We start from the raw sequence: 19,521 nt of genomic DNA on the forward strand, positions 1-19,521 counted from the left end.
CATGTATCTATGACCAAGAATGCAACCAGAGCCGATCCAGCCAATAGTGATTTGGCGCAGAATGATGCGGGCAATGCACGCGAGCAGTTGCTTGATGCCGCCAGCGCGATCATGCGCGAGGGCGACACCGTGGATATTTCACTGAGTGAGCTCTCTTTGCGTTCGGGGCTGAACAGTGCGCTGGTCAAATATTATTTTGGCAACAAACAAGGGCTGATGCTGGCGCTGCTGGATCGCAATATGCGGCGTATTCTGACCAGCGTAGAAACCTTGCTGGCCAAGGATATGTCGCCTGATGACAAGATGCGTCGACATATCCGCGCGGCGATTTCGACCTATTTTGATTATCCCTATCTCAATCGGCTGTTGATGCGGCTGGTGCGCGATTCTTCACCTGAAGATGCAGGCAAGATCGCCGATGATTATCTGCGTCCGCTTTCCGAAGCCTATAATCGGTTGATCAAGGATGGTGTCGAACAGGGCGTGTTCCGCGATATTGATCCGCAGCTTTTCTATTTCACGGTAACAGGCGCGGCGGACCGCTTTTTCTCCGCGCGCCTGGTGCTGCGACATTGCTTCAGTCAGGACAATCTGAACGAGGGGATGCGCGATTCCTATGCCGATCAGACGGTGGATATCATCATGCGCGGGATCATGGTCTGAAACTTGCCCTTTTGCACGACGTCGCCAATTATCCAACATCCATAAAAGTTCTTAATCGCACCGTCCCCTGACCGTTAGCGCGTATATGGATTGGTGTTTCCCGGCTTTACCTAGTCGGCAGAAACGCCGCTATGGCAGGAAAGGTACCCCTATGGGTGTTGCGGAATCCTTTGGGTTCGCGGTGGCTGGATGTTAGCCGCAGCGACGGCATTGGACAGGTCGGTTGCAAGGTTGCGGCTTGCGCTGCAGGCTGAAGATATTGGCGATGTCCGGGACATGCATGCCGAGGTGCGGCGGCAATTCACGGCGTTGCGTGAACAGCCGGAATGGCTCTCCAGTGATCGCTATGGCGTGCAATTGCGCCTGCTGGTAAAGTCGCTGAGCGAGGCCGATAGGGTTCTGGCCCATGCCAATGATATCAATGACAGCACTACCGCCCATGAATCAGTCGTGCATTGGCCTTCGCCGGAGCCAGAGCCGGTCAATGATGATCGCTCAACGGCCAGCATGTTGACGACACGGACCAAGGCGCTGGAGGATATACGCCGCAAGATGCAGGCCTTTCGGGTGGCGCATCTGGATGGCGACACGGAAACTCAATAGCCATCCAAAGAGTCCGGCGTGAGCCTGTGAGAGCAGTCTTAGCTGGCCCGTGTCCAATATTGCGATTGGCAAAATATGGCGACACAGCCCTGAACCTTGAGCTTACCATTCTTCAGCAGAGTGATGTTGGTGGTGTAGGTACGGCCTGTCTTCGGATCATATGCCTTGCCGTTCCACTTTGTATCATCGGGGCGAAAGTTCAGCAGCACCGGCAAGCCCAATACCGGACGCGAGCGTAACTTGGGGTTGGGATTGTTGACATCCTTCTGATTGGCGTCAGGTGTTTGCACCAAAATCCGCTCAATCTTGCCGCAGACCGTGGAGCCGCATTGGCTGATGGTGATGATCGAATCCTTCTCTTCGGTGAGCCAGCGACCATTGATGCTGGCCGGTCGCGCAAGAGCGGGTGCAAGGACTGCGCTGGCCAGGGTTAGCGCCAGCAAGAACCTGATCATTTTCATCATCGAATAATTCTCCCTTGCCAGCGCGATTGCACCGGTTGACAGCATTGCATCTGCGCGAAAAGTGCGCGAAGACTATCATGACATTCGGCGATAAAACAGCCGAGATTACACCGGGAGGATGCAATATATGAAAAAAGGAAATCGGGTCGCTATGCTGGGTGCCATAACCCTGGCATTGACCGCAGCGCCAGCCATTGCCGAGACGCATAATATCGCCGCGGGAGCGGATGCGCAGGAGAAGCTGCAGGAAGCTATGATCCTCGCCGAACCGGGTGATGAAATTGTGCTGGCAGAAGGCACCTATGCGCTGACTGATGGCCTGTCGCTCGATGTTGACAATGTCACCGTGCGCGGAGCCGGGGCCGATAAGACGATCCTTGATTTTGCAAACCAGCAAGGCAGCGGCGAGGGATTGTTGGTCACCTCGGATAATGTGGTTCTGCGCGATTTCACCGTGCGCGACAGCAAAGGCGATGGCATCAAATCCAAGGGTGCCGATAATATCGTCTATTATCGCCTCACCGTAGAATGGAGCGGGGGCCCAAAGGAAACCAATGGTGCCTATGGCATCTATCCGGTGGAATCGGAAAATGTGCTGGTTGATGCGACTACGGTTACCGGCGCATCCGATGCGGGCATTTATGTCGGCCAGTCGCGCAATATCATCGTGCGCAACAATCATGTGACCTATAATGTTGCCGGGATTGAGATTGAGAACAGCTTCAATGCCGATGTCTATGGCAATCTGACAGAGAATAACACCGGCGGGATATTGGTGTTTGACCTGCCCAACCTGCCGCAACAGGGCGGCCATGATGTACGGATTTTCGGCAACACATTGCGCGATAACAACACGCCAAATTTCGCGCCTGAGGGCAATATTGTCGCCAGCGTACCGGCAGGCTCGGGCGTCATGATCATGGCCAATCGTGATGTCGAGGTCTTTGGCAATGTGTTTGAAGATCATGGTACGGCTAACGTGATCATTGTCGGTTATCAGCAGCCTTTTGAGGACGACAATTATCAGCCGCTCGCCAACCGCATCCGGGTTGGAAATAACAGCCATGGCAAGGCAGGCTATAAGCCGGGTTTCCCCGAAGGCGCATTGCTGGCTGCGGCGATGGGCGGGTCTTTGCCGCCGATCATCTGGGATGGCACCGGTGAGGGCGTGGTCTCGAAGGATAGCGCACCCGCGCTTAGCCTGAACCTTTCCAAGCCTGACCAGTCACTGACAGAGGCACAGCCAGCCATGGCGGACTTTGGCGATGCAAATGCCGATATGACGGTGCCTGCCGTTGTCATGCCTGAAGCTATGGAGGCGATTGTCAAAAGATGATCCGCGCATTTCTTGCTGTTTCTGCCCTACTGCTGGTCGGTGCCTTTGCGCCGGCCGCGCTTGCCCCTGTTCAGGATGCCGCGATTACCGAAAAGGGCTTCCCGAAAAAGCTCTCTGATTATGGTTTTTTCGCGGTTCTGCCTGAACAGGTTCCAGCGGATGGGGTGCAGCCTTATGTCCTGAATGCAGCGCTTTTCTCTGACAAGGCAGAGAAGCGGCGCTTTATGTATGTCCCTGCCGGGCAGGAGGTTAGCTTTGCCTCACGTGACGGGCTTTTGCAGCTTCCTGTGGGCAGCGCACTGATCAAGACATTCGGCTATGAGAATGAAGCGGGCGTGTTTGAGCCGATTGAAACACGGCTGCTGCTCCACCGCGCCAATGGCTGGCTTGCCTTGCCCTATATTTGGGACGAGGATGGCCAGGATGCGACGCTGAAGGTCACAGGCGGACGATTAGAGATTGAGGCGCCTGTTGGCCCCGACGGCGCGCGGCAGATGTTTACCTATTCTGTGCCGAACAAGAACCAGTGCAAGGGGTGTCATGCCCTTGGCGGTGAAGTCACTCCCATCGGACCCAAGCTGCGCAATCTCAACAATGGTGCGAGCGATAGCAGCAACCAGATTATCGCCTGGCGCGAAGCGGGCATTTTGCCGAACCGCTTTCCCGATCATCCGATCATGCCGCGCTTTGACACCAAAGATGCGCCGATAGGCGAGCGGGCGCGTGCCTATCTCGATATCAACTGCGCCCATTGCCACAATCGTCAAGGGCCAGCGAGCAATTCAGGTCTGTATCTTACATATCAGGAAAGCAATGACACGGCGCTTGGCTTGTACAAACGCCCGGTTGCTGCGGGACGCGGCAGCGGCAATCGTGAATTTGCCATCCATCCCGGCCAGCCAGAGGCCTCGATCATGCTCTATCGCATGGACTCGACTGATCCCGGTATCGCTATGCCGGAGCTCGGCCGTAGTCTGATTGATGACCAGGGCGTAGCACTGGTGCGCGAATGGATTGCCAGCCTGGAAGGCCAGAGCGACGACAAGAAAGACAGTTTATGAGCGAATGGACAATCGGGGTCATTGGCGGCTCCGGGCTTTACGCTGTTGATGGCCTGGAAAATGTGCAGGAAATCGCGGTCGAAAGCCCCTTTGGCGAACCATCAGCCCCGCTGGTCATGGGTGAAATGGCCGGGCATCGCTTCGTCTTTCTACCGCGCCATGGCAAAGGGCACCGCCTCACGCCAACCGAAGTCAATGCGCGGGCTAATATCGATGCCCTGAAGCGCGCTGGCTGTACCGATATTGTCGCGATATCGGCGATCGGGTCATTGCAAGAAGAATTGCCTCCCGGACAATTCGTGATTGTCGATCAGTTTATCGACCGCACCCGCCAGCGCGCCTCTACTTTCTTCACCAGCGGCATGGTGGCGCATGTCTCCATGGCCGACCCAGTGTGTCCGCGGCTGTCCGATATGGTAGCCGGTGCCTCAGAAGAGGCGGGCGCCAATGTTGCCAAAGGCGGAACCTATCTGGCGATGGAAGGGCCGCAATTCTCATCACGTGCCGAGAGCCATCTCTATCGCAGCTGGGGCGCCGATGTCATCGGTATGACCGCCATGCCCGAAGCCAAGCTGGCGCGCGAGGCGGAGCTGCCCTATGCACTGGTCGGCATGGTCACCGACTATGACTGCTGGCGCGAACATGAAGCGCCAGTCGAGGTTGAAGCGGTAATCGCCCAGATGAACGCCAACGCCACCAAGGCGCGCGCCATGCTGCAAGCACTGGCAGCCTCTTTGCCAGACAAGCGCGATGCTAGTCCTATCGATACATGCCTTGACTATGCGCTGATTACTTCACCAGAAGCCCGGGACCCAGCTCTATTGGCCAAGTTGGATGCGGTGATGGGCCGCATCCACAAAAAAGGTTGAATTCTCTGGGAACAATTCTGCCGTTGCTGCATTATTTCGGGTTTGGCGAAGTGTAAAAATCCTCAGGGGTTTGGAGAGGAAACAGCGGGCTGATGAAAAGATGCTCTTAGCTGATTTTCAGGTCTGCATTGAGCGAAGCACAGGAATAAGCTTGTGCATAAGCTATATTCGGACTTCGTGTTGTATCTCTTGGGCTACAAATATATATTAACATATGTGTAAATAAACCTAAACATTGAGGTTTCGTCTCTCAATATTCAGGCCATCGGGAGCAATTTCGAGAAAATAATACCCGGCACAAAGACCTTCTCTGGCGTCTGAATGATTCGGCATTCAGGCATTTATGTAACAAAGTATCATCAAATAACCGCAAAACCGGCGGGATTTTGCGCGGTTTTACGTAAAATCTGCTGCTTTATACTATAAATGCACTTGATCTTGCCGGGGTCATTCCATAGCTAAAAGCTATGGCAATGGTGGAAATCAGACAGTTTGATCGAAGCTTTACGGCTGCACTGACGGATATCACGCTTCGGTCATTAGAGGCCATGCACGATGGCACCCGTGCAGAGGTGTTCGATAATATCTACAAGCCATTCTACCTTCATGACGAAGACCCTGGCAATACAGATACTCTGCTCGCAATCATTGAGGCCCAGCCCGAGGCGATATGGGTTGCTTCCATAGCAGATGATGTGGTCGGGTTTATCGCTGTTCGCATGAACAACGTCGATGCGCTAGGCGAAGTGTTTATGCTCACCGTATCCCCAGCTCACCAAGGGAAAGGTGTAGGCCAGAGCCTTTTGTCACATGTTGAGACGGTGCTACGCAACAAAGGCATGAAAATTGTAACCGTCGAAACAATAACACAGGATTTTGCGCCGCCAGCCAAACGCATTTACGAGAATTTGGGCTATGATCCATGGCCGGTAGAGCGCTTCTTCAAGATACTCTGATCTTGTCTTCGCCGATATCTCGACACTGATAATCAGGTGGCGAGCGCTACAGCTTCTTGAAATAGCGCGCGACTGGCCATGTTTTATAGCCCATGGCTTCATAGGTTTTCCGTGCAGGCATGTGGCCGGAATCCCCGACAGTCTCCAGCATTACCATTTTCATTCCTGCCGACCTGATCCGGTCTTCTGCAAAGGCCATCAGCTGCCGTCCGATTGATTGCCGCTGCAGTTCTGGTTCGACTGCAATCAAGTGGATCTCCCCCATATTGTCTTCGGGATGCATGCGCATGCCCAGGAAACCGGCTAGGGACCCACTGTGCAGCGCCAGCCAGAAATTCTCCGGTTCAGAATGCAACAGCGCGCGTATGTCGGCGGCCTGGCGCATTTGCCAGCCAGCGGGGTAGAAATTGTCGTAGACAAGGCTCGGCACCTCATCTCTGGTCTTCCCAAATACCGGCATCCATGACCTGATCGCAAGCGCAATGACCCTGTCACAATAATCTTGTGTGTATGGGATAATCGATATCTCGGTCATAACGTCTTCCGGCGGGTCGTGGCGCGCCCGGCAGGACTCGAACCTGCTGCCTCAAGATTAGAAGTCTCGCGCTCTATCCAGATGAGCTACGGGCGCGCGTGATGCCATTGCATCGCGCCGCTTCATAGCCATGTTTGCGCCTTAGGCAAACTAGGATATGGCGCATTTATGAATCACGGCAGTTTCGGGCAGCAATCCATGCAACAAGAGCGCATTGATGGCGCAGCGCTCGCCAGCCATCAGTTCCGCTATTATGATTTTGTTATGGCGGCCTTTGTCGCCATCTTGTTGCTTTCCAATATCATCGGCGCGGCCAAGCTGACCTATGTCGACATCGCCTTTTGGCCGCAAGGCTGGTGGCCTGCCCCGGATGGCGTGTTTATTTACGGCGCGGGGATTTTGTTCTTCCCTCTAGGCTATGTCATCGGCGATGTCCTGACCGAGATATATGGCTTTGCCCGCGCGCGCCGGGTTATCTGGACCGGCTTCGCGGCGATGCTGTTCCTCGCCTTTATGAGCTGGGTCGTAGTCGGCTTACCAGCCTTTGACGGCTGGTCATGCCTTGCCAGCGGTTTTGATGGCGATCCCGGTAGCTTGGCCCTTACCGATCCGGCAGGAGGGCCGACAGGTGCGATCTGTCAGCAGACCTATGAGTCTGTTTTTGGCAGCACGTGGCGCATTGTGCTGGCTTCGATCACCGCATTCTGGGCGGGTGAGTTTGTGAACAGCTATGTCATGGCGCGGATGAAGATATGGACTCAGGGCAAGGCGCTATGGACCCGTACAATCGGCTCAACCATTGTCGGGCAGGGCGTTGACAGCCTGATTTTCTATCCGGTCGCCTTTTGGGGAATCTGGAATACGGACGCGGTGCTGACCGTGATGGTTACCAACTGGGGCTTGAAAGTGCTTTGGGAAGCTCTATTGACCCCGGTGACATATTGGGTCGTTGGCAAATTGAAGCAGGCTGAAGGTGTCGATGTCTATGATGCTGATACCGACTTCACGCCGTTCAGCACCGATGTTTGAAGGTTTCACATAAGGGTTGCGATTTTATTATGTTTTCATCCCTTATGGCTGGCCAGCCGGACTTGTTTCAAGCTTGGAAGCAATGGATGGAGGCGGAAACCGGGTTAGACAGGGACTCGTTGCATGTCTGTGTTGGTCTAGCCGTCTTTGTTCTAACCATGCTGTTGTTGCGCCGCGGGCCGCATCGCTGGTTGCCATTACTGGCGGTTTTTGCAGCGGCGCTGACTGGCGAGATACTGGATGTCTGGGCATTGTTAACGCATTGGGAGTATAGGTGGAGTGCGATCCGCTGGTCCTACAACTGGCATGACCTAGTCTTCACTTCGATAATACCAGCGGTGATCTTCCTTATGGCCCGCGCCTGGTATCTGATGACAACTGATGACTTTGATCACGCTTAGGAATCGTCAAAAAACAATAAAGCATCGGTGACAATTACATCATCGCGCTCGCCAAGTCGGCGCAGAATTTGATATTTGTGAAACGCGCCATAGGTGATCAGTACCCGCTGCTCTTCGCCTGAGACGGCATTCAGTTCAGAGGCGATATTGTGCCAATGCGCCTTATTGATCGCCTCCCATCCTCCCGTGCCTAGATCCGTATCAAAATAGCGGACATAGGGTGCAAAGCGCGCCGCTATAGCTGCATCATATTCAGGCGAATGGATATATTCGGGGCCGGAGCCCCTTTGTTTCACAGACTCGCGAAAACTCTGCTGCGCCTTTTCCCATTGGCGCCATTGATTGTACCGTTCAGGATCGGACTCGATGGCTGCGAGCATGGACCTGCGGTTAGAGGCGATTTCAGGAGTCCACCCTGCGGTGCCCTTGACGGTAAACCCCATTTCCGCCTGAAGCGGGATAATGACCTCGGTATATTCAGGAAAGGCGCGGGTGCGCTTTTCGGTGACCATGCCGGTCTCGCGATAAGAAGCGAGTGCTGCGTCGATGCGGTCGGGCGGAATCTCTGTCAGCACGGTGTCGGGCTTGATGGTCCGTATGGCGGTTTCGATCCGGCTCAGCGGATAGGTGCGCGAGCTCAGATGGCCGCTATGCAGCATGCCCATGACAATGACTTCGGTTTTGCCATCGCGTTTGTCGGCAGGGACGCCGGGGGATGCTTGGGATGAGGTGTGGCCGTTTGGTTCGGCCTGGCAGGCGCTGATGGTCAGGGAGATTATCAGCGCCGCAAATAATCGCATCATGGTGCGATAGGGGACGGAAATGTTGACCTTTGGCGTCATGTATCGGGCTCTTGTGGCAGCAACCGATCAGCTGACGCGCCCCTTGGCAAGTCTGTGATCGGTCGCCTTATTCTGCCACAAGGCCGATGATCAGGTAAATCAATATTGGAGATCCAACACCGAATAGTGCGGCGAGAACCCAGAGGATGCGGATGATATTGACATCAATCTCGGCCCAGTTTGCAATGCCGCCGCAGACACCCATCAATTTGGCATTCTGCTTGTCGAGGCGGAATTTGTTTTTCATTTCAATGTCCTTGCTAATGCGGTTGATAATTTATGGCTATTTTAGAACCAGTCGTCGAGGGTTAGAGGGTGGCTGCGAACAGTGCCGTTGTGAAAACAACGAAGCTTACCAGCGCGGTGAATGCGATGTTGGTTACGTCGGTTGTCATGATGCTATCTCCTTTCCTGTCTAGAGTTGAACGGGTTGATGAAACGCGTTTCAGACAACAGCGGCGAAAGAAGCGAATACGGCGACTATGCTGGCTGCGACAGAAACAAATGCGGCCTGGGAAACTACGGGGCTCATTATCTTAACTCCTTGAATGGGCAGGTTGGTTAGTGGTTCAGATTGCGGCAGCGAATGATGCGAACAGGGCAACGATGCTGGCGGTAACGGAAATGAATGCGGTATTTGAAACGATCGGGCTCATGATTTATTCCTTCTGGTCTTGATGGTGATTAGATGACGGTAGCGAACGAAACGAACAGGGCAGCAACGCCGGTGATGATCGAAACGAAAGCGGCTTGTGAAAAATCGATGGTCATTGTGTATTCCTTTATCTGGTCAGTATCTCCGAGAACCATTTCCCGGTTGTCCCTTACTAAGCATTAGGCGTGCCAGTTTTATAAAACCTATATAGAACAATACTTTGAGTAATCCCGGCAAGTGCGCCGTCAATGTAAAATCCTATATATTGGGAAAATTTCCCGAACATTAGGATTTCATGAATGCCAAATGAATGGCGCTGAAAGAAAAGACACTGTCCGCTCCACGCGCTTTGTCCTAAAGCCGTCCGACCATGAGCATTTCCAGCCTGACGCTGACCGATTTTCGTAATCACAAAGAGAGCCGCCTCGACGACCTGGCGAAGATGGTTGTGCTCACCGGGGAGAATGGCGCGGGCAAGACCAATATATTGGAAGCCCTGTCGTTATTTGCACCGGGTCGGGGTTTGCGCGCTGCGCCGCCGGCGCAGATGGTGCGCCAGGATGGAGCGGGTGGCTTTGCCATTGCCGCACGGTTAAACGATGCGACCGGCCAGACCAGCCTGGGCACCGGGGTAAAGCCTAACCAGCCTTCGCGACGCCTCGTCCGGATCAATGGCCAGTCGGCCAGCCATGGCGATTTCCTCAATGTGCTCGCGATCAGCTGGCTCACCCCGGCGCAGGACCGGCTGTTCGTCGATACCGTAGGTACTCGCCGCCGCTATTTTGACCGTATGGTCGCGGCGGTGCGGCCTGCCCATGCGCATCATTGCCAACAATATGAAAGCGCGATGCGGGAGCGCAATCGGCTTTTGGCGGCCGAAGAGCCGACGGATCCGCTTTGGCTCGATGCGCTGGAAACCCGCATGGCGAGCCATGCCGAAGCGATTATCGCGGCGCGCGCGGCGATGATTGACCAGTTAGACGGCTTTCTCGATGCCTCGGAAACCGGCATCTTCGCCAAGCCTGCACTGGCACTGGCACGCAATCTGGATGCGTCAGATGACCTAATCACCGCATGGAAGTCAGGCCGCAATCGCGATCAGGCTGCTGGGCGCACTTTGGCCGGGCCGCATGGTGATGATCTGGTGGTCACCATGCGCCAGACCGGTGCTGCGGCCAGCCAATGCTCCACCGGGGAGCAAAAGGCGATGCTGATCGCGCTGATGCTAACCCATAGCGATCTGGTCGCCGAAACTCGAGCCAATGTGCCCGCTATTGTCTTGCTAGACGAGATTGCTGCGCATATTGATGCCCGCCGCCGGACCGCGCTCTATGAGCAGCTCGCCGCGCGGCCGGCGCAGATCTGGATGACCGGCACCGACCGTGAGCTGTTCAGCGCCATCACCCGCGATTGCCGCTTCTTCCGTGTCACGGACGGCGCAGTTGAGGGCGAATAAGCACTTAGGCTTTCTTCGGATTTTCCATAATTCTGCTTGCACCGTTCGCCTCGAGCGAAGTCGAGAGGCCCTGGCAAGTGGAAAGCCGTGTCTCGACTACGCTCGACACCAACGGGGTGCTGCATGATGGAGCAGGTATGGCATGAAAGCCCTAGAGTCGATTTCATTTACATTTAATCGTCATTGCGAGGAGCGAAGCGACGCGGCAATCCAGAGCAGGTGCGTGTTGCTCTGGATTGCTTCGCTACGCTCGCAATGACGTGTTTCAGGCTAAGTGAAAAGCAGCCTAGTTAATAGCACCCGAGACGCATCCGCATTGCAGTTGCGCCACCATCCGGCGGACATCGCGCCAATGGCAGAAATGGATATGGTTGCCTTTGTTGCGGGCATTGTTGGCATTGCGTTCGGCCTGCTCAGCCGCGGCATCGCCCAGCAGGTCAATCATATTCATCGCCTCATCACAGGCGCTGCGGCTTGTAGAGACCGTAACCGTCACACCGCCCCCGAACCGCGCATTATGGGGAAGGGGGCAGGCGGGGCTGTTGATCTGGTGCATATGGGCGGCCTTTTTGGGGGAGAGGAAAGTCAGGACGCGCAATAGTCGGGCGCGGTGGATATTGCTTTCACATAATTGGTAAATGCCGCGTTATCCGCAATCGCGCTGGACATTGATCGCAAACATCGCCACCTCAGCAGCATGAGCGACAACACAGACCTCGAACCCGCTTCGCCCCAAACGCCGCAAAAGCGCCCCACTGCCGCTGGCGGCGTGTTTATCGCGCTGGGTACAATGGGCGGCGCCATCGCAGGCGGTGCGCTGTTCGGCGAGCCGGTGATTGGCCTGCTGATCGGCTTTGGCCTCGGCGTAGCGGCGGCGATTGTGGTTGCAATGCTGGATAGCAAATAAGCGCTTGCTACGCCGCCCAACTGTCAAGCGCGCTTGACGAAGGTTACAAAGGTTCCGCTCAAACGGCGCAGAAATAGGTGCTTGCGTTGGATATATCCAACAGGTGTTTGAGCGGTGGTTGGGTCTTGGGCAGAGCAGAGGCTGAGAAAGAACCGATAAAAGTATAGCACTTGGCCTGCGTGTAGGACATGGGGTGGTGCATCTTGGGCCTAGATATTGGCCTCCAACAGGGCAATTTCATCTTGTGTCAGGTCGAACAGGGCGTAGACCTGTGTGTTGATTTCCGCTTCCAGCCGCGTGATTTCTGCGGTGAGGGCGGTGATTTCGGATCGGGTCTGACTAATCCAGTCCTCCCATTCGCTGCGCTCTTTCAGCGGAATGTCGGCTTTCAGTGTTTTCTTCACCTCTTTCTGGAAAGCGGCAAAGTCGGGCAACAGCCACCATTGTTTCAGCCTGGTGGAGAGCTTGGCAGCGGCGGGATCATCAGCAAGATCGGGGATACGCCGGGTGATGGATTGTTCGAGCCGGTAGCGCTCTTCGGCGGCATTTTGCGCGGCTTCTGCGAGTTTGCCGAGGGCGGTTTCGGCTTCAGCGGTAGTGAGGGGTAATGGAGTCTGTTCCATAAACTGGGAGTGCATCTGAACAAACCCACCTCGGACTGCAACGCCTTGCGATAGGGCGAAGGTCCAGAATACTCGAGAGTTTAAGTATGCAAGTAAGGCAGAGCTGTCAGAGGCTATGAAATAGCATTTGTTATTGAAGTATGTTTCTGCTGAGGCATGGAAAAGATTAGTAGATGAAAACTCTCCATAAATGATCTTTGGGGCTTCAATCTGCTGATAATAGGAACAGGCTCTTAGCTCCCACCAGAACTCCCCTTTGTCGGTACGTTTCCGGCAGGCTTGGGCATGAGGTTCCAGCCAAGCTGCAATGGCTGGGTAATGCGCTTGCAATCGCTCCCATTGCAGATCCTCATCCGCAGTACCGAAAGTCTCATTTGTCCAGCCGCGTTCAAAAAGGATTAGCCATAAATCGCGACTTTCTGCACGCCATCTCTTAATGTCTTTGCCTTCAAGCCATGGCTTCAAAACCTCTGCCGATTTCGGGTCTTCAGCAACCAGCCTGTCACGCGTTGCGCGGTCGATTACAAACGCCTCATTACGCCCGGTCTTAATGCCATAAAGCGGCGATCCATAAACCTCTTTCAGCGTTTTGCGGCCTTGAACAATCTTGGTCCTGAGCGCGCGCAATTCCGGCGCTTCCAATTGCCATGACGCACCCGGCAATGTGCTTTGCGGATAGGGTGCTTTGGCGGCTCTATAGCCGTCATCAAAACTGCCCTTGGGTAAAGCCTCTATGTTCCAGAATTGTAGGTGGTGATCCGGCTCCGGCGCGCCCGCGCGCATGGTCAGGATTGCCGGATACGTCGTCACCCCTTCAAATATCTGATTGTCGCCAAAATCAACAATGGTCTCCAACGTCGCCTGTGTGCGCAAAAATTCGCGCAACGGTTTGCCGTAAGCTGTCTTAAAGAAAGTCGCAGAGCTGATATAGCCGAGCCGCCCACCCGGTTTCAGCAGGCGCAGGCCGCGCTCAAAGAAATAGGCGTAAAGGTCTGCCACCCCATGATAGACGGCAAAGCGGCTTTTTAGATAGGGTTTTAGCGCTTTGAGCAATTCCTGGCGCACATAGGGCGGATTGCCGAGGACAATATCAAAGCCGCCTTGGGCAAAAACATCCGGAAAGGCTTCCTTCCAGACAAAGCCCTCTTCACGATAGGCATAGGAGCTGTCTTCGATCAGGCTGTCGCCGACGCGCAGATTGCCGTCCAGACTGTCCAGCACCTTGCCGCGCCGCGCGGTTTTGATCCACAGGCTCAGCTTGGCAATCTCGACACTTTCATGGTTCACATCGACGCCAAACAGATTGTTGGTGAGAATTTCACTGTCCGGATCAAACAGATCACCGGCATGGGCGCCATCCAGACTGGCCAAACGCTCATTCACCCGTTCCAGCTCGGCCTTCATCCAGTCAAAAGCAATCACCAGAAACACGCCAGAGCCGCAGGCCGGGTCAACAATGCGCAAAGATGTCAGCCGCTCACGATAGGCGGCCCATGCTTCTTTCTCTGCACCCTTGCGCTTCCACTTGATCTCTTCATCATCGGCCCCCGCGCCCTTGGCGGCATATTCGGCCAGAATGCCGTCAAATATCTCGCGGCAATGGGTGCCCAATGTCTGTTCGACAATGAACCGCGCGATATAATCCGGAGTATAGACGACGCCATCGCGCTTTTGCCGGCCGCTGGTGCCTTTGCTCTTTTTCTCCGCAACCGCTTCACCGCGCGCCTGTTTCTGCAGTGTCTCAATATCGGAAATCGATTGTTCGAAAATCCTGCCGAGGATGGTGACCGGTACTTCGCTGGCAAAGTCATATTCCGCCAGCCGCTTGAACCCCTCGCAGATATGATCGGGTATTGCGAGCGAGCGGATCACCGGATCGCGGACAAACAGGCCGCCATTATAGCGCGGAATGTTGAGCTGCTCTGACCCCTGGTCAATGGCGGCAAACAACCCCCTGAAATTCTCCCAGACAGGGCGCGGATTATAGGGGTCATTATGCGCAAACGCCTTTAATAGGCTGTTATCGGGCAGCAGGCCGTTATCTTCTGCAAAGGCGATAAACAGCACCCGGTCCAATATGGTTTGGCCGACGCTGATCGCTTCGAGCGGGTCAATGTCCGGCTTGGCCTGTTGCACCGCACCGATCAGATTGGCGCGCAGTTCTTTATAATCGGAATAGAGCGCATTGGTGATGTCGCGGTCTTCGGCGCGGCTTTCTTCGAGCAATTGCGCGCTGCCGCCGGACAACAAGCTGTCCGCGGAGAGCAGCAGCATGAAGCGCTTATACTCCTGTGGCTGGTGCAGTTTGGCCAGATCGAATGTTTCGTGAAACTGTCTGCCATCGGCATAGCTGTAGAGCCTGATTTCCAGATAGTTGGACACCAGTACCCATTTGCTGCCGACATTGTTGCTGGCATATTCCCATGCCTGATCGACGGGACTTTTCGCCCGGCCCGGCATGATCGCGTCGAGGTTTTTGGTCTTGGCGCCTTTCAGCTCAAACGGGGCAATGATATCCTTGGCCTCGGCGGTGAAATGGCCGAGCGCAAGATCAACCGAGCCAGCGCCGATATTGGTCTCAACGTCCACGCTCCATTCGCCGCTTTCATTGAAATCGGTATAGCCCAGCACATCACAGACTATGCGCTGTTTGAAGCTGCCATGCAGCGCGGTTTCCTTCAGGTCATTGATCGAGCCATCTTCGATTGTCGCGGCCCATTGTCGCAGGATTTCCAGCTTGCTCTCATCGGCGGGTGCGGCTCTTTCCACATGTCTGGAAACCGTTTTTTGATTGAAGAGCTGCATTATGCGCGCGGTTCCAATTCTTTGGCCATGGAATGGATTTGGTTAGGCAGAGACAGTATCGACGTAAACCTTGGTAACGCCTTAGCTAACTCTGTGTAAAGCTGCGCGTCACTCCGCCAACGCCCCCGTCACAACCGGCGCGATCTTCTCGACCACCAGATCAACGCCTTCCGCATTGGGATGGATACCATCTTCCAGCATGAGCTCAGAATCGGTCACCACGCCGTCGAGAAAGAAGGGATACAGCGCCGCATCATATTGTTTGGCGAGGTCGGGGAAGATCGGGTTGAACGCATCGGCATATTCCGGCCCGAGATTGGGGGCGGCGAGCATGCCGGTCAGCACCACCTTGATCTTGCGGTCGCTCAGCGTTTTCAGCATCGCGTCGAGATTGGCGCGGGTTTGTTCAGGCTCTATGCCGCGTAGCATGTCATTGCCGCCAAGGCCCAGCACCACCAGATCGGGATTGCGCGGCAGGCCTTCCAGCGCATAGTCGAGCCGCTGCCGCCCGGCGGCGCTGGTGTCGCCCGAGACGCCGGCATTGACGACAAACACATTCATGCCATCGGCGACCAGCGCATTTTGCAATTCCTCGGGGAACCCTTCGCCGCGATCAAGGTTGTAACCGGCATAAAGGCTGTCGCCCAATGCGAGGATCAGCGTATCTGCGGCTTCGGGCGATTGCGGGCCGGTGAGCGGTTTGCCGCTGGTGCTGGCGTCTTCTGCTGACGCGCCGGGGCGGTTGGCGCTGTCATTTGTCGAAGCAGATGGACCACAGGCCGAGAGCAATAGCAGCGATAGCTGGCATAGCAGCAGAGGAACGCTATATGGTTTCAAAGTGCTACTTTTCATTTCTTGTCCTTATCTGAAAGCATCTCTCTAAATGGCCCGATCTTCCGACCAGACTTCTCATGCTGCCGAAATAGTGCTCGAGGCGCGCAATGTCACGCTGACTTTGGGCGCGGCCGATGCGCCGGTGGAGATATTGAAGGGCATTGACCTTAGTATCACCAAGGGCGAGAGCGTTGCTATTCTCGGGCCATCGGGTTCGGGCAAATCCTCGATGATGGCGCTGCTGACCGGCCTGGAAAAGCCGACATCGGGCGAGATTATCGTCAGCGGCACACCGATTGCCAATATGGATGAGGACGGTCTGGCGCGGGCGCGGCGCGGGACCATCGGGATCATATTGCAGGCGTTCCACCTTTTACCGACCATGACTGCGATGGAAAATGTCATGGTGCCGTTGGAGCTGGACTCCGGCGATGATATTCGCGACCGGGCGCAGGATGCGCTGGAGAAGGTCGGGCTGGGCCATCGCCTCGGCCATTATCCGGCGCAGCTTTCCGGCGGCGAGCAACAGCGTGTGGCGATTGCCCGCGCGATTGTCGGTCAGCCGGATATTCTTTTCGCCGATGAGCCGACGGGCAATCTCGATGGCGAGACCGGCAGCGAGATTATCGACATATTGTTCGAGCGCCACCGCCATAGCGCCGCGACCCTGGTGATCATCACCCATGACCGCGGTCTTGCTGAGCGCTGCGGGCGGATTATCACCATGGGCGATGGCCGCATTGTCGAGGATACCGGCATCCGTGAGGGCATGACCGAAGCTGTGGCGGGGCAGGACGCAGCATGAGCTGGAGCCAGATCTGGGCGATTGCCCGGCGAGACCTCAATGGCCGTTTTCGCGGGCTGCGGCTGTTGTTTATCTGCCTGTTTCTCGGCGTCGCGACGCTGGCGACGATTGGCAGCCTGACCAGTTCGATCACCAGCGAGATTAGCGAGCGCGGGCAGGAGATATTGGGCGGCGATATCGAGATCGCTCTGTCACAGCGCGAAGCGACCGAGGAAGAACGCGCCGCCTTTGCCGAAGTCGGCACGGTATCAGAGACTAACCGCATGCGCGCCATGGCGCGGCGGGTTGCCAATGGCCCCGATCCGTCGCGGGTGCTGGTTGAGCTGAAAGGTGTTGATGCCGTTTATCCGCATTATGGTGATCTGACCTTTGCCGGTGGCGGCAGGCTGGATACGCCGCTGGATGCGCAGTCGGTTGTGGTTGCCCCAGCACTGTTAGAGCGGCTGCAAATGAAGGTCGGTGACACGGTGCAATTCGGCACGGCGCAATTCACCATTACCGCCGAGATTCTCGAAGAGCCCGATCGGATCGGTGAGGGCTTCACCCTGGGGCCGGTGGCTTTGGTCTCGCTCGAAGGCCTGGAGCGCACCGGGCTGGTCCAGCCCGGTAGCTTGTATGAGACCAAATACCGCATCAAAACTTCGGCAGGCGCCAATCCTGCAGAACTGGCAGACAGCCTGCAGGAGCGTTTCCCGACCGCCGGCTGGGAAGTCAAAGACCGCGAAGAGGGCGCGCCGGGCACGACCCGCTTTATTGAGCGGCTGGGCCAGTTTCTTGGATTGGTCGGCCTGACTGCACTGATTGTTGCCGGGATTGGGGTTGGCAATGGCGTCTCCTCCTATCTTTCGGGCAAGCGCAGCAGCATCGCGACCTTTAAGGTCCTGGGCGCTGAGACCAGTGACATTGCCCGCATCTACCTGCTGCAACTGGCGGCGGTGGCGGCGCTGGCGATTGTTACCGGGCTGATATTGGGCGCGATGATGCCACCGCTGATTATCGCAGCTTTGGGCGATGTGCTGCCGGTGCAGCCGGGGATCAGCATCCATCCGATCCCGCTGCTCGCCGCCGCGCTTTACGGTATATTGATCGCGATTATCTTCGCACTGCCGCCCCTGGCACAGGCGCGCTATGTCCCTGCTGCCGGGCTGTTCCGCGATATGGTGGAGCGTAATGCGCGGATTGATCGGTTGACGCTGATCCTTGTCTCGATTGCGTTCGGCGCGATTGTCACCCTGGCGATGGTCACGGCGCGCGAGCCATGGTTCTCGGCGGGTTTCCTTGGCGCTTCGCTTGGCGTCTTGTTCCTGCTGGCGCTGCTCGGCGGAGCGATCCGCTGGACAGCCTCGCGCCTGCCGCGCCCGCGCCAACCTCTGGTGCGGCTGGCGGTTGCCGGGCTTCACCGCCCCGGCGCCCAGACCGGTGCGCTGGTTGTAGCTTTGGGACTGGGGCTTACACTGTTCGTCATTCTCGCGGCGATCCAGACCAGCCTGACCGGCGAGATTACCCGCTCGGTACCTGAACGCGCACCCAGCCTGTTCGCTATCGACATACCGGTGGATCAGGAGAAGCAGCTGCGCGCCAGCATTGCCGAGATCGACCCGGATGCGGAAGTCGCCACCGTACCGACCATGCGTGGCTCGATCACCGGCTATGGTGATACCCGCGTCGCCGATCTGGAGGAATTGCCCGAAGGCGCATGGATGCTGCGCGGCGACCGGGCGCTGACTTACGCGGCCACTGTTCCCGAAGGCAGCGAGCTGGTGGAAGGACAATGGTGGCCGCTGCTCTATAATGGCCCGCCCCAGGTCTCGATTGACGCCGAGATGGCGCAGGTGCTTGACCTTGAGATTGGCGATACGCTGACGGTCAGCTTTTTGGGGCGCGAGATTACCGCGACGATAACATCGCTGCGTCAGATTAACTGGCAGAGTCTCGGGTTCAACTATCTGATGGTGTTTTCACCCAACACGCTGCGCGATGCGCCGCATAATCTGGCCGCCAGTGTCAGCCTGTCCGATGCCGGGAATGTCGAGCAGGAGCAGCAGGCCTCCAATGCGATTCTGGGCGCGTTTCCTTCGGCGACGGTTGTAGCGGTGAGCGAGATTATCGGCGAGGTGCGGACCTTGCTTAACCAGATGGCGACCGCGATTACGGCAGCGGCAGCGATCACCATTTTGTCTGGTCTGGCCGTGCTGATCGGCGCGATAGCCGCATCACGGCAGGCGCGCACCTATGACAGCGTTATCCTCAAAACGCTGGGCGCGACGCGGCGGCAGATATTGCTGGTGCAGGCGATGGAATATGGCCTGTTGGCACTGCTGTTGGCGCTGGTCGCGCTGGCGCTGGGCTATGCCGCTTCATGGTATGTGATGACGCAGATTTTCCAGTTCGGGTTTGCGCCTGACTGGACGATTGTGCTGCTGACATTGGGCGGCGGTGCATTGCTGACGTTGGTGGTCGGCTTGGTCGGCGCGCTGCCTGTGCTATCGGCCAAACCTGCGCAAGCATTGCGGCATTTGTAAGGATTTAAGCCCCTCCTCTTCAGAGGAGGGGTTGGGGTGGTGGCGAACCGCAGGTGAGCTCGCGCTAGCGAATTCAAGACGTGCCGCAGTACCACCCCGCTGCGACTAAGCTCGCTTCGCTCACTAAGTCTCACTGCCCCTCCTCTGAAGAGGAG

20 protein-coding genes and 1 tRNA gene are annotated in these 19,521 nt (G+C 56.3%); 12 read left to right on the plus strand and 9 right to left on the minus strand.

Annotated features, from left to right (window positions below; all coding sequences use genetic code 11):
• Positions 1-9 precede the first annotated feature (9 nt).
• Positions 10-663: a TetR-type transcription factor C-terminal domain-containing protein gene (locus RB602_RS04845; protein WP_317083474.1), complete on the plus strand. Its 654-nt coding sequence runs from the start codon at positions 10-12 to the stop codon at positions 661-663.
• A gap of 189 nt (positions 664-852) precedes the next feature.
• Entirely contained in the window at positions 853-1,266 is a 414-nt protein-coding gene (locus RB602_RS04850) for a hypothetical protein (protein ID WP_317083476.1), read from the plus strand.
• Between the two features lie 38 nt (positions 1,267-1,304).
• Here RB602_RS04850 and RB602_RS04855 read toward each other — a convergent pair whose 3' ends face one another.
• Positions 1,305-1,730, minus strand: coding sequence for a DUF2147 domain-containing protein (locus tag RB602_RS04855; protein WP_317083478.1), 426 nt, complete (start codon positions 1,728-1,730; stop codon positions 1,305-1,307).
• A gap of 127 nt (positions 1,731-1,857) precedes the next feature.
• Between RB602_RS04855 and RB602_RS04860 the strand changes: the two genes are divergently transcribed.
• From RB602_RS04860 to RB602_RS04875, 4 genes are all read left to right on the plus strand, one after another.
• The gene (locus RB602_RS04860; RefSeq protein WP_317083480.1) at positions 1,858-3,066 is read left to right on the plus strand and encodes a parallel beta-helix domain-containing protein; all 1,209 of its coding nucleotides are present in this window, start codon (positions 1,858-1,860) and stop codon (positions 3,064-3,066) included.
• The gene (locus tag RB602_RS04865; RefSeq protein WP_317083481.1) at positions 3,063-4,127 is read left to right on the plus strand and encodes an SO2930 family diheme c-type cytochrome; all 1,065 of its coding nucleotides are present in this window, start codon (positions 3,063-3,065) and stop codon (positions 4,125-4,127) included. The genes RB602_RS04860 and RB602_RS04865 overlap by 4 nt, the downstream gene beginning before the upstream one ends.
• Positions 4,124-4,996: an S-methyl-5'-thioadenosine phosphorylase gene (locus RB602_RS04870; RefSeq protein ID WP_317083483.1), complete on the plus strand. Its 873-nt coding sequence runs from the start codon at positions 4,124-4,126 to the stop codon at positions 4,994-4,996. The genes RB602_RS04865 and RB602_RS04870 overlap by 4 nt, the downstream gene beginning before the upstream one ends.
• Positions 4,997-5,463: 467 nt before the next feature.
• Positions 5,464-5,952, plus strand: coding sequence for a GNAT family N-acetyltransferase (locus RB602_RS04875; protein ID WP_317083485.1), 489 nt, complete (start codon positions 5,464-5,466; stop codon positions 5,950-5,952).
• A gap of 46 nt (positions 5,953-5,998) precedes the next feature.
• Here the strand turns inward: RB602_RS04875 and RB602_RS04880 are convergent, their stop codons facing one another.
• Positions 5,999-6,487 (minus strand): GNAT family N-acetyltransferase, encoded by a 489-nt coding sequence (locus RB602_RS04880; RefSeq protein WP_317083486.1) that lies wholly within the window; start codon positions 6,485-6,487, stop codon positions 5,999-6,001.
• Positions 6,488-6,506: 19 nt separating this feature from the next.
• Positions 6,507-6,583: transfer RNA gene (locus RB602_RS04885), tRNA-Arg, on the minus strand.
• A gap of 72 nt (positions 6,584-6,655) precedes the next feature.
• On the opposite strand from RB602_RS04885, the gene RB602_RS04890 reads away from it, so the two are divergent.
• Positions 6,656-7,516: a queuosine precursor transporter gene (locus tag RB602_RS04890; RefSeq protein WP_406568392.1), complete on the plus strand. Its 861-nt coding sequence runs from the start codon at positions 6,656-6,658 to the stop codon at positions 7,514-7,516.
• A gap of 29 nt (positions 7,517-7,545) precedes the next feature.
• Positions 7,546-7,917: a hypothetical protein gene (locus RB602_RS04895; RefSeq protein WP_317083488.1), complete on the plus strand. Its 372-nt coding sequence runs from the start codon at positions 7,546-7,548 to the stop codon at positions 7,915-7,917.
• Here the strand turns inward: RB602_RS04895 and RB602_RS04900 are convergent.
• The 3 genes from RB602_RS04900 to RB602_RS04910 all read right to left on the minus strand — a co-directional run bounded on the left by RB602_RS04900 (position 7,914) and on the right by RB602_RS04910 (position 9,569).
• Positions 7,914-8,759 carry a TraB/GumN family protein gene (locus RB602_RS04900; protein ID WP_317083490.1) on the minus strand — a complete coding sequence of 282 codons (846 nt, stop codon included), beginning with the start codon at positions 8,757-8,759 and terminating at the stop codon, positions 7,914-7,916. The two genes, RB602_RS04895 and RB602_RS04900, sit on opposite strands and share 4 nt — an antisense overlap.
• Before the next feature lie 67 nt (positions 8,760-8,826).
• Entirely contained in the window at positions 8,827-9,006 is a 180-nt protein-coding gene (locus RB602_RS04905; protein ID WP_317083491.1) for a PspC domain-containing protein, read from the minus strand.
• 437 nt (positions 9,007-9,443) lie between these two features.
• Positions 9,444-9,569, minus strand: a complete 126-nt coding sequence (locus RB602_RS04910; protein ID WP_317083493.1) for a hypothetical protein — start codon at positions 9,567-9,569, stop codon at positions 9,444-9,446.
• A gap of 215 nt (positions 9,570-9,784) precedes the next feature.
• On the opposite strand from RB602_RS04910, the gene recF reads away from it, so the two are divergent.
• A complete protein-coding gene (gene recF, locus RB602_RS04915; protein WP_317083494.1) occupies positions 9,785-10,870 on the plus strand; it encodes a DNA replication/repair protein RecF in 1,086 nt (361 codons plus the stop codon).
• A gap of 286 nt (positions 10,871-11,156) precedes the next feature.
• On the opposite strand, the gene RB602_RS04920 is transcribed toward recF, so the two are convergent.
• Positions 11,157-11,426: a hypothetical protein gene (locus RB602_RS04920; RefSeq protein ID WP_317083495.1), complete on the minus strand. Its 270-nt coding sequence runs from the start codon at positions 11,424-11,426 to the stop codon at positions 11,157-11,159.
• A gap of 141 nt (positions 11,427-11,567) precedes the next feature.
• On the opposite strand from RB602_RS04920, the gene RB602_RS04925 reads away from it, so the two are divergent.
• Positions 11,568-11,777 carry a hypothetical protein gene (locus tag RB602_RS04925; protein WP_317083496.1) on the plus strand — a complete coding sequence of 70 codons (210 nt, stop codon included), beginning with the start codon at positions 11,568-11,570 and terminating at the stop codon, positions 11,775-11,777.
• Between the two features lie 209 nt (positions 11,778-11,986).
• On the opposite strand, the gene RB602_RS04930 is transcribed toward RB602_RS04925, so the two are convergent.
• Complete coding sequence (locus tag RB602_RS04930; RefSeq protein ID WP_317083498.1) at positions 11,987-15,169, minus strand: Eco57I restriction-modification methylase domain-containing protein; 3,183 nt, start codon at positions 15,167-15,169, stop codon at positions 11,987-11,989.
• Between the two features lie 144 nt (positions 15,170-15,313).
• Entirely contained in the window at positions 15,314-16,057 is a 744-nt protein-coding gene (locus RB602_RS04935; RefSeq protein WP_317083500.1) for an arylesterase, read from the minus strand.
• Between the two features lie 31 nt (positions 16,058-16,088).
• On the opposite strand from RB602_RS04935, the gene RB602_RS04940 reads away from it, so the two are divergent.
• Both RB602_RS04940 and RB602_RS04945 read left to right on the plus strand, forming a co-directional pair.
• On the plus strand, positions 16,089-16,844 hold the full coding sequence (locus RB602_RS04940) for an ABC transporter ATP-binding protein (protein ID WP_317083502.1): 756 nt from the start codon (positions 16,089-16,091) through the stop codon (positions 16,842-16,844).
• Positions 16,841-19,366, plus strand: a complete 2,526-nt coding sequence (locus RB602_RS04945; RefSeq protein ID WP_317083504.1) for an ABC transporter permease — start codon at positions 16,841-16,843, stop codon at positions 19,364-19,366. Before RB602_RS04940 ends, RB602_RS04945 begins: the two co-directional genes overlap by 4 nt.
• The last annotated feature ends 155 nt before the right edge of the window (positions 19,367-19,521 follow it).

The organism is Parasphingorhabdus sp. SCSIO 66989 (assembly GCF_032852305.1).
In the GTDB taxonomy this organism is placed as follows: Bacteria; Pseudomonadota; Alphaproteobacteria; order Sphingomonadales; family Sphingomonadaceae; genus Alterisphingorhabdus; species Alterisphingorhabdus coralli.

What these genes read in the sequence shown, in the direction of transcription:
- RB602_RS04845 (WP_317083474.1), top strand. Translation starts at nt 10, where the DNA reads ATGACCAAGAATGCAACCAGAGCCGATCCAGCCAATAGTGATTTGGCG.
- RB602_RS04850 (WP_317083476.1), top strand. Translation starts at nt 853, where the DNA reads ATGTTAGCCGCAGCGACGGCATTGGACAGGTCGGTTGCAAGGTTGCGG.
- RB602_RS04855 (WP_317083478.1), bottom strand. Translation starts at nt 1,730, where the DNA reads ATGATGAAAATGATCAGGTTCTTGCTGGCGCTAACCCTGGCCAGCGCA.
- RB602_RS04860 (WP_317083480.1), top strand. Translation starts at nt 1,858, where the DNA reads ATGAAAAAAGGAAATCGGGTCGCTATGCTGGGTGCCATAACCCTGGCA.
- RB602_RS04865 (WP_317083481.1), top strand. Translation starts at nt 3,063, where the DNA reads ATGATCCGCGCATTTCTTGCTGTTTCTGCCCTACTGCTGGTCGGTGCC.
- RB602_RS04870 (WP_317083483.1), top strand. Translation starts at nt 4,124, where the DNA reads ATGAGCGAATGGACAATCGGGGTCATTGGCGGCTCCGGGCTTTACGCT.
- RB602_RS04875 (WP_317083485.1), top strand. Translation starts at nt 5,464, where the DNA reads ATGGCAATGGTGGAAATCAGACAGTTTGATCGAAGCTTTACGGCTGCA.
- RB602_RS04880 (WP_317083486.1), bottom strand. Translation starts at nt 6,487, where the DNA reads ATGACCGAGATATCGATTATCCCATACACACAAGATTATTGTGACAGG.
- RB602_RS04890 (WP_406568392.1), top strand. Translation starts at nt 6,656, where the DNA reads ATGAATCACGGCAGTTTCGGGCAGCAATCCATGCAACAAGAGCGCATT.
- RB602_RS04895 (WP_317083488.1), top strand. Translation starts at nt 7,546, where the DNA reads ATGTTTTCATCCCTTATGGCTGGCCAGCCGGACTTGTTTCAAGCTTGG.
- RB602_RS04900 (WP_317083490.1), bottom strand. Translation starts at nt 8,759, where the DNA reads ATGACGCCAAAGGTCAACATTTCCGTCCCCTATCGCACCATGATGCGA.
- RB602_RS04905 (WP_317083491.1), bottom strand. Translation starts at nt 9,006, where the DNA reads ATGAAAAACAAATTCCGCCTCGACAAGCAGAATGCCAAATTGATGGGT.
- RB602_RS04910 (WP_317083493.1), bottom strand. Translation starts at nt 9,569, where the DNA reads ATGGTTCTCGGAGATACTGACCAGATAAAGGAATACACAATGACCATC.
- recF (WP_317083494.1), top strand. Translation starts at nt 9,785, where the DNA reads ATGAGCATTTCCAGCCTGACGCTGACCGATTTTCGTAATCACAAAGAG.
- RB602_RS04920 (WP_317083495.1), bottom strand. Translation starts at nt 11,426, where the DNA reads ATGCACCAGATCAACAGCCCCGCCTGCCCCCTTCCCCATAATGCGCGG.
- RB602_RS04925 (WP_317083496.1), top strand. Translation starts at nt 11,568, where the DNA reads ATGAGCGACAACACAGACCTCGAACCCGCTTCGCCCCAAACGCCGCAA.
- RB602_RS04935 (WP_317083500.1), bottom strand. Translation starts at nt 16,057, where the DNA reads ATGAAAAGTAGCACTTTGAAACCATATAGCGTTCCTCTGCTGCTATGC.
- RB602_RS04940 (WP_317083502.1), top strand. Translation starts at nt 16,089, where the DNA reads ATGGCCCGATCTTCCGACCAGACTTCTCATGCTGCCGAAATAGTGCTC.
- RB602_RS04945 (WP_317083504.1), top strand. Translation starts at nt 16,841, where the DNA reads ATGAGCTGGAGCCAGATCTGGGCGATTGCCCGGCGAGACCTCAATGGC.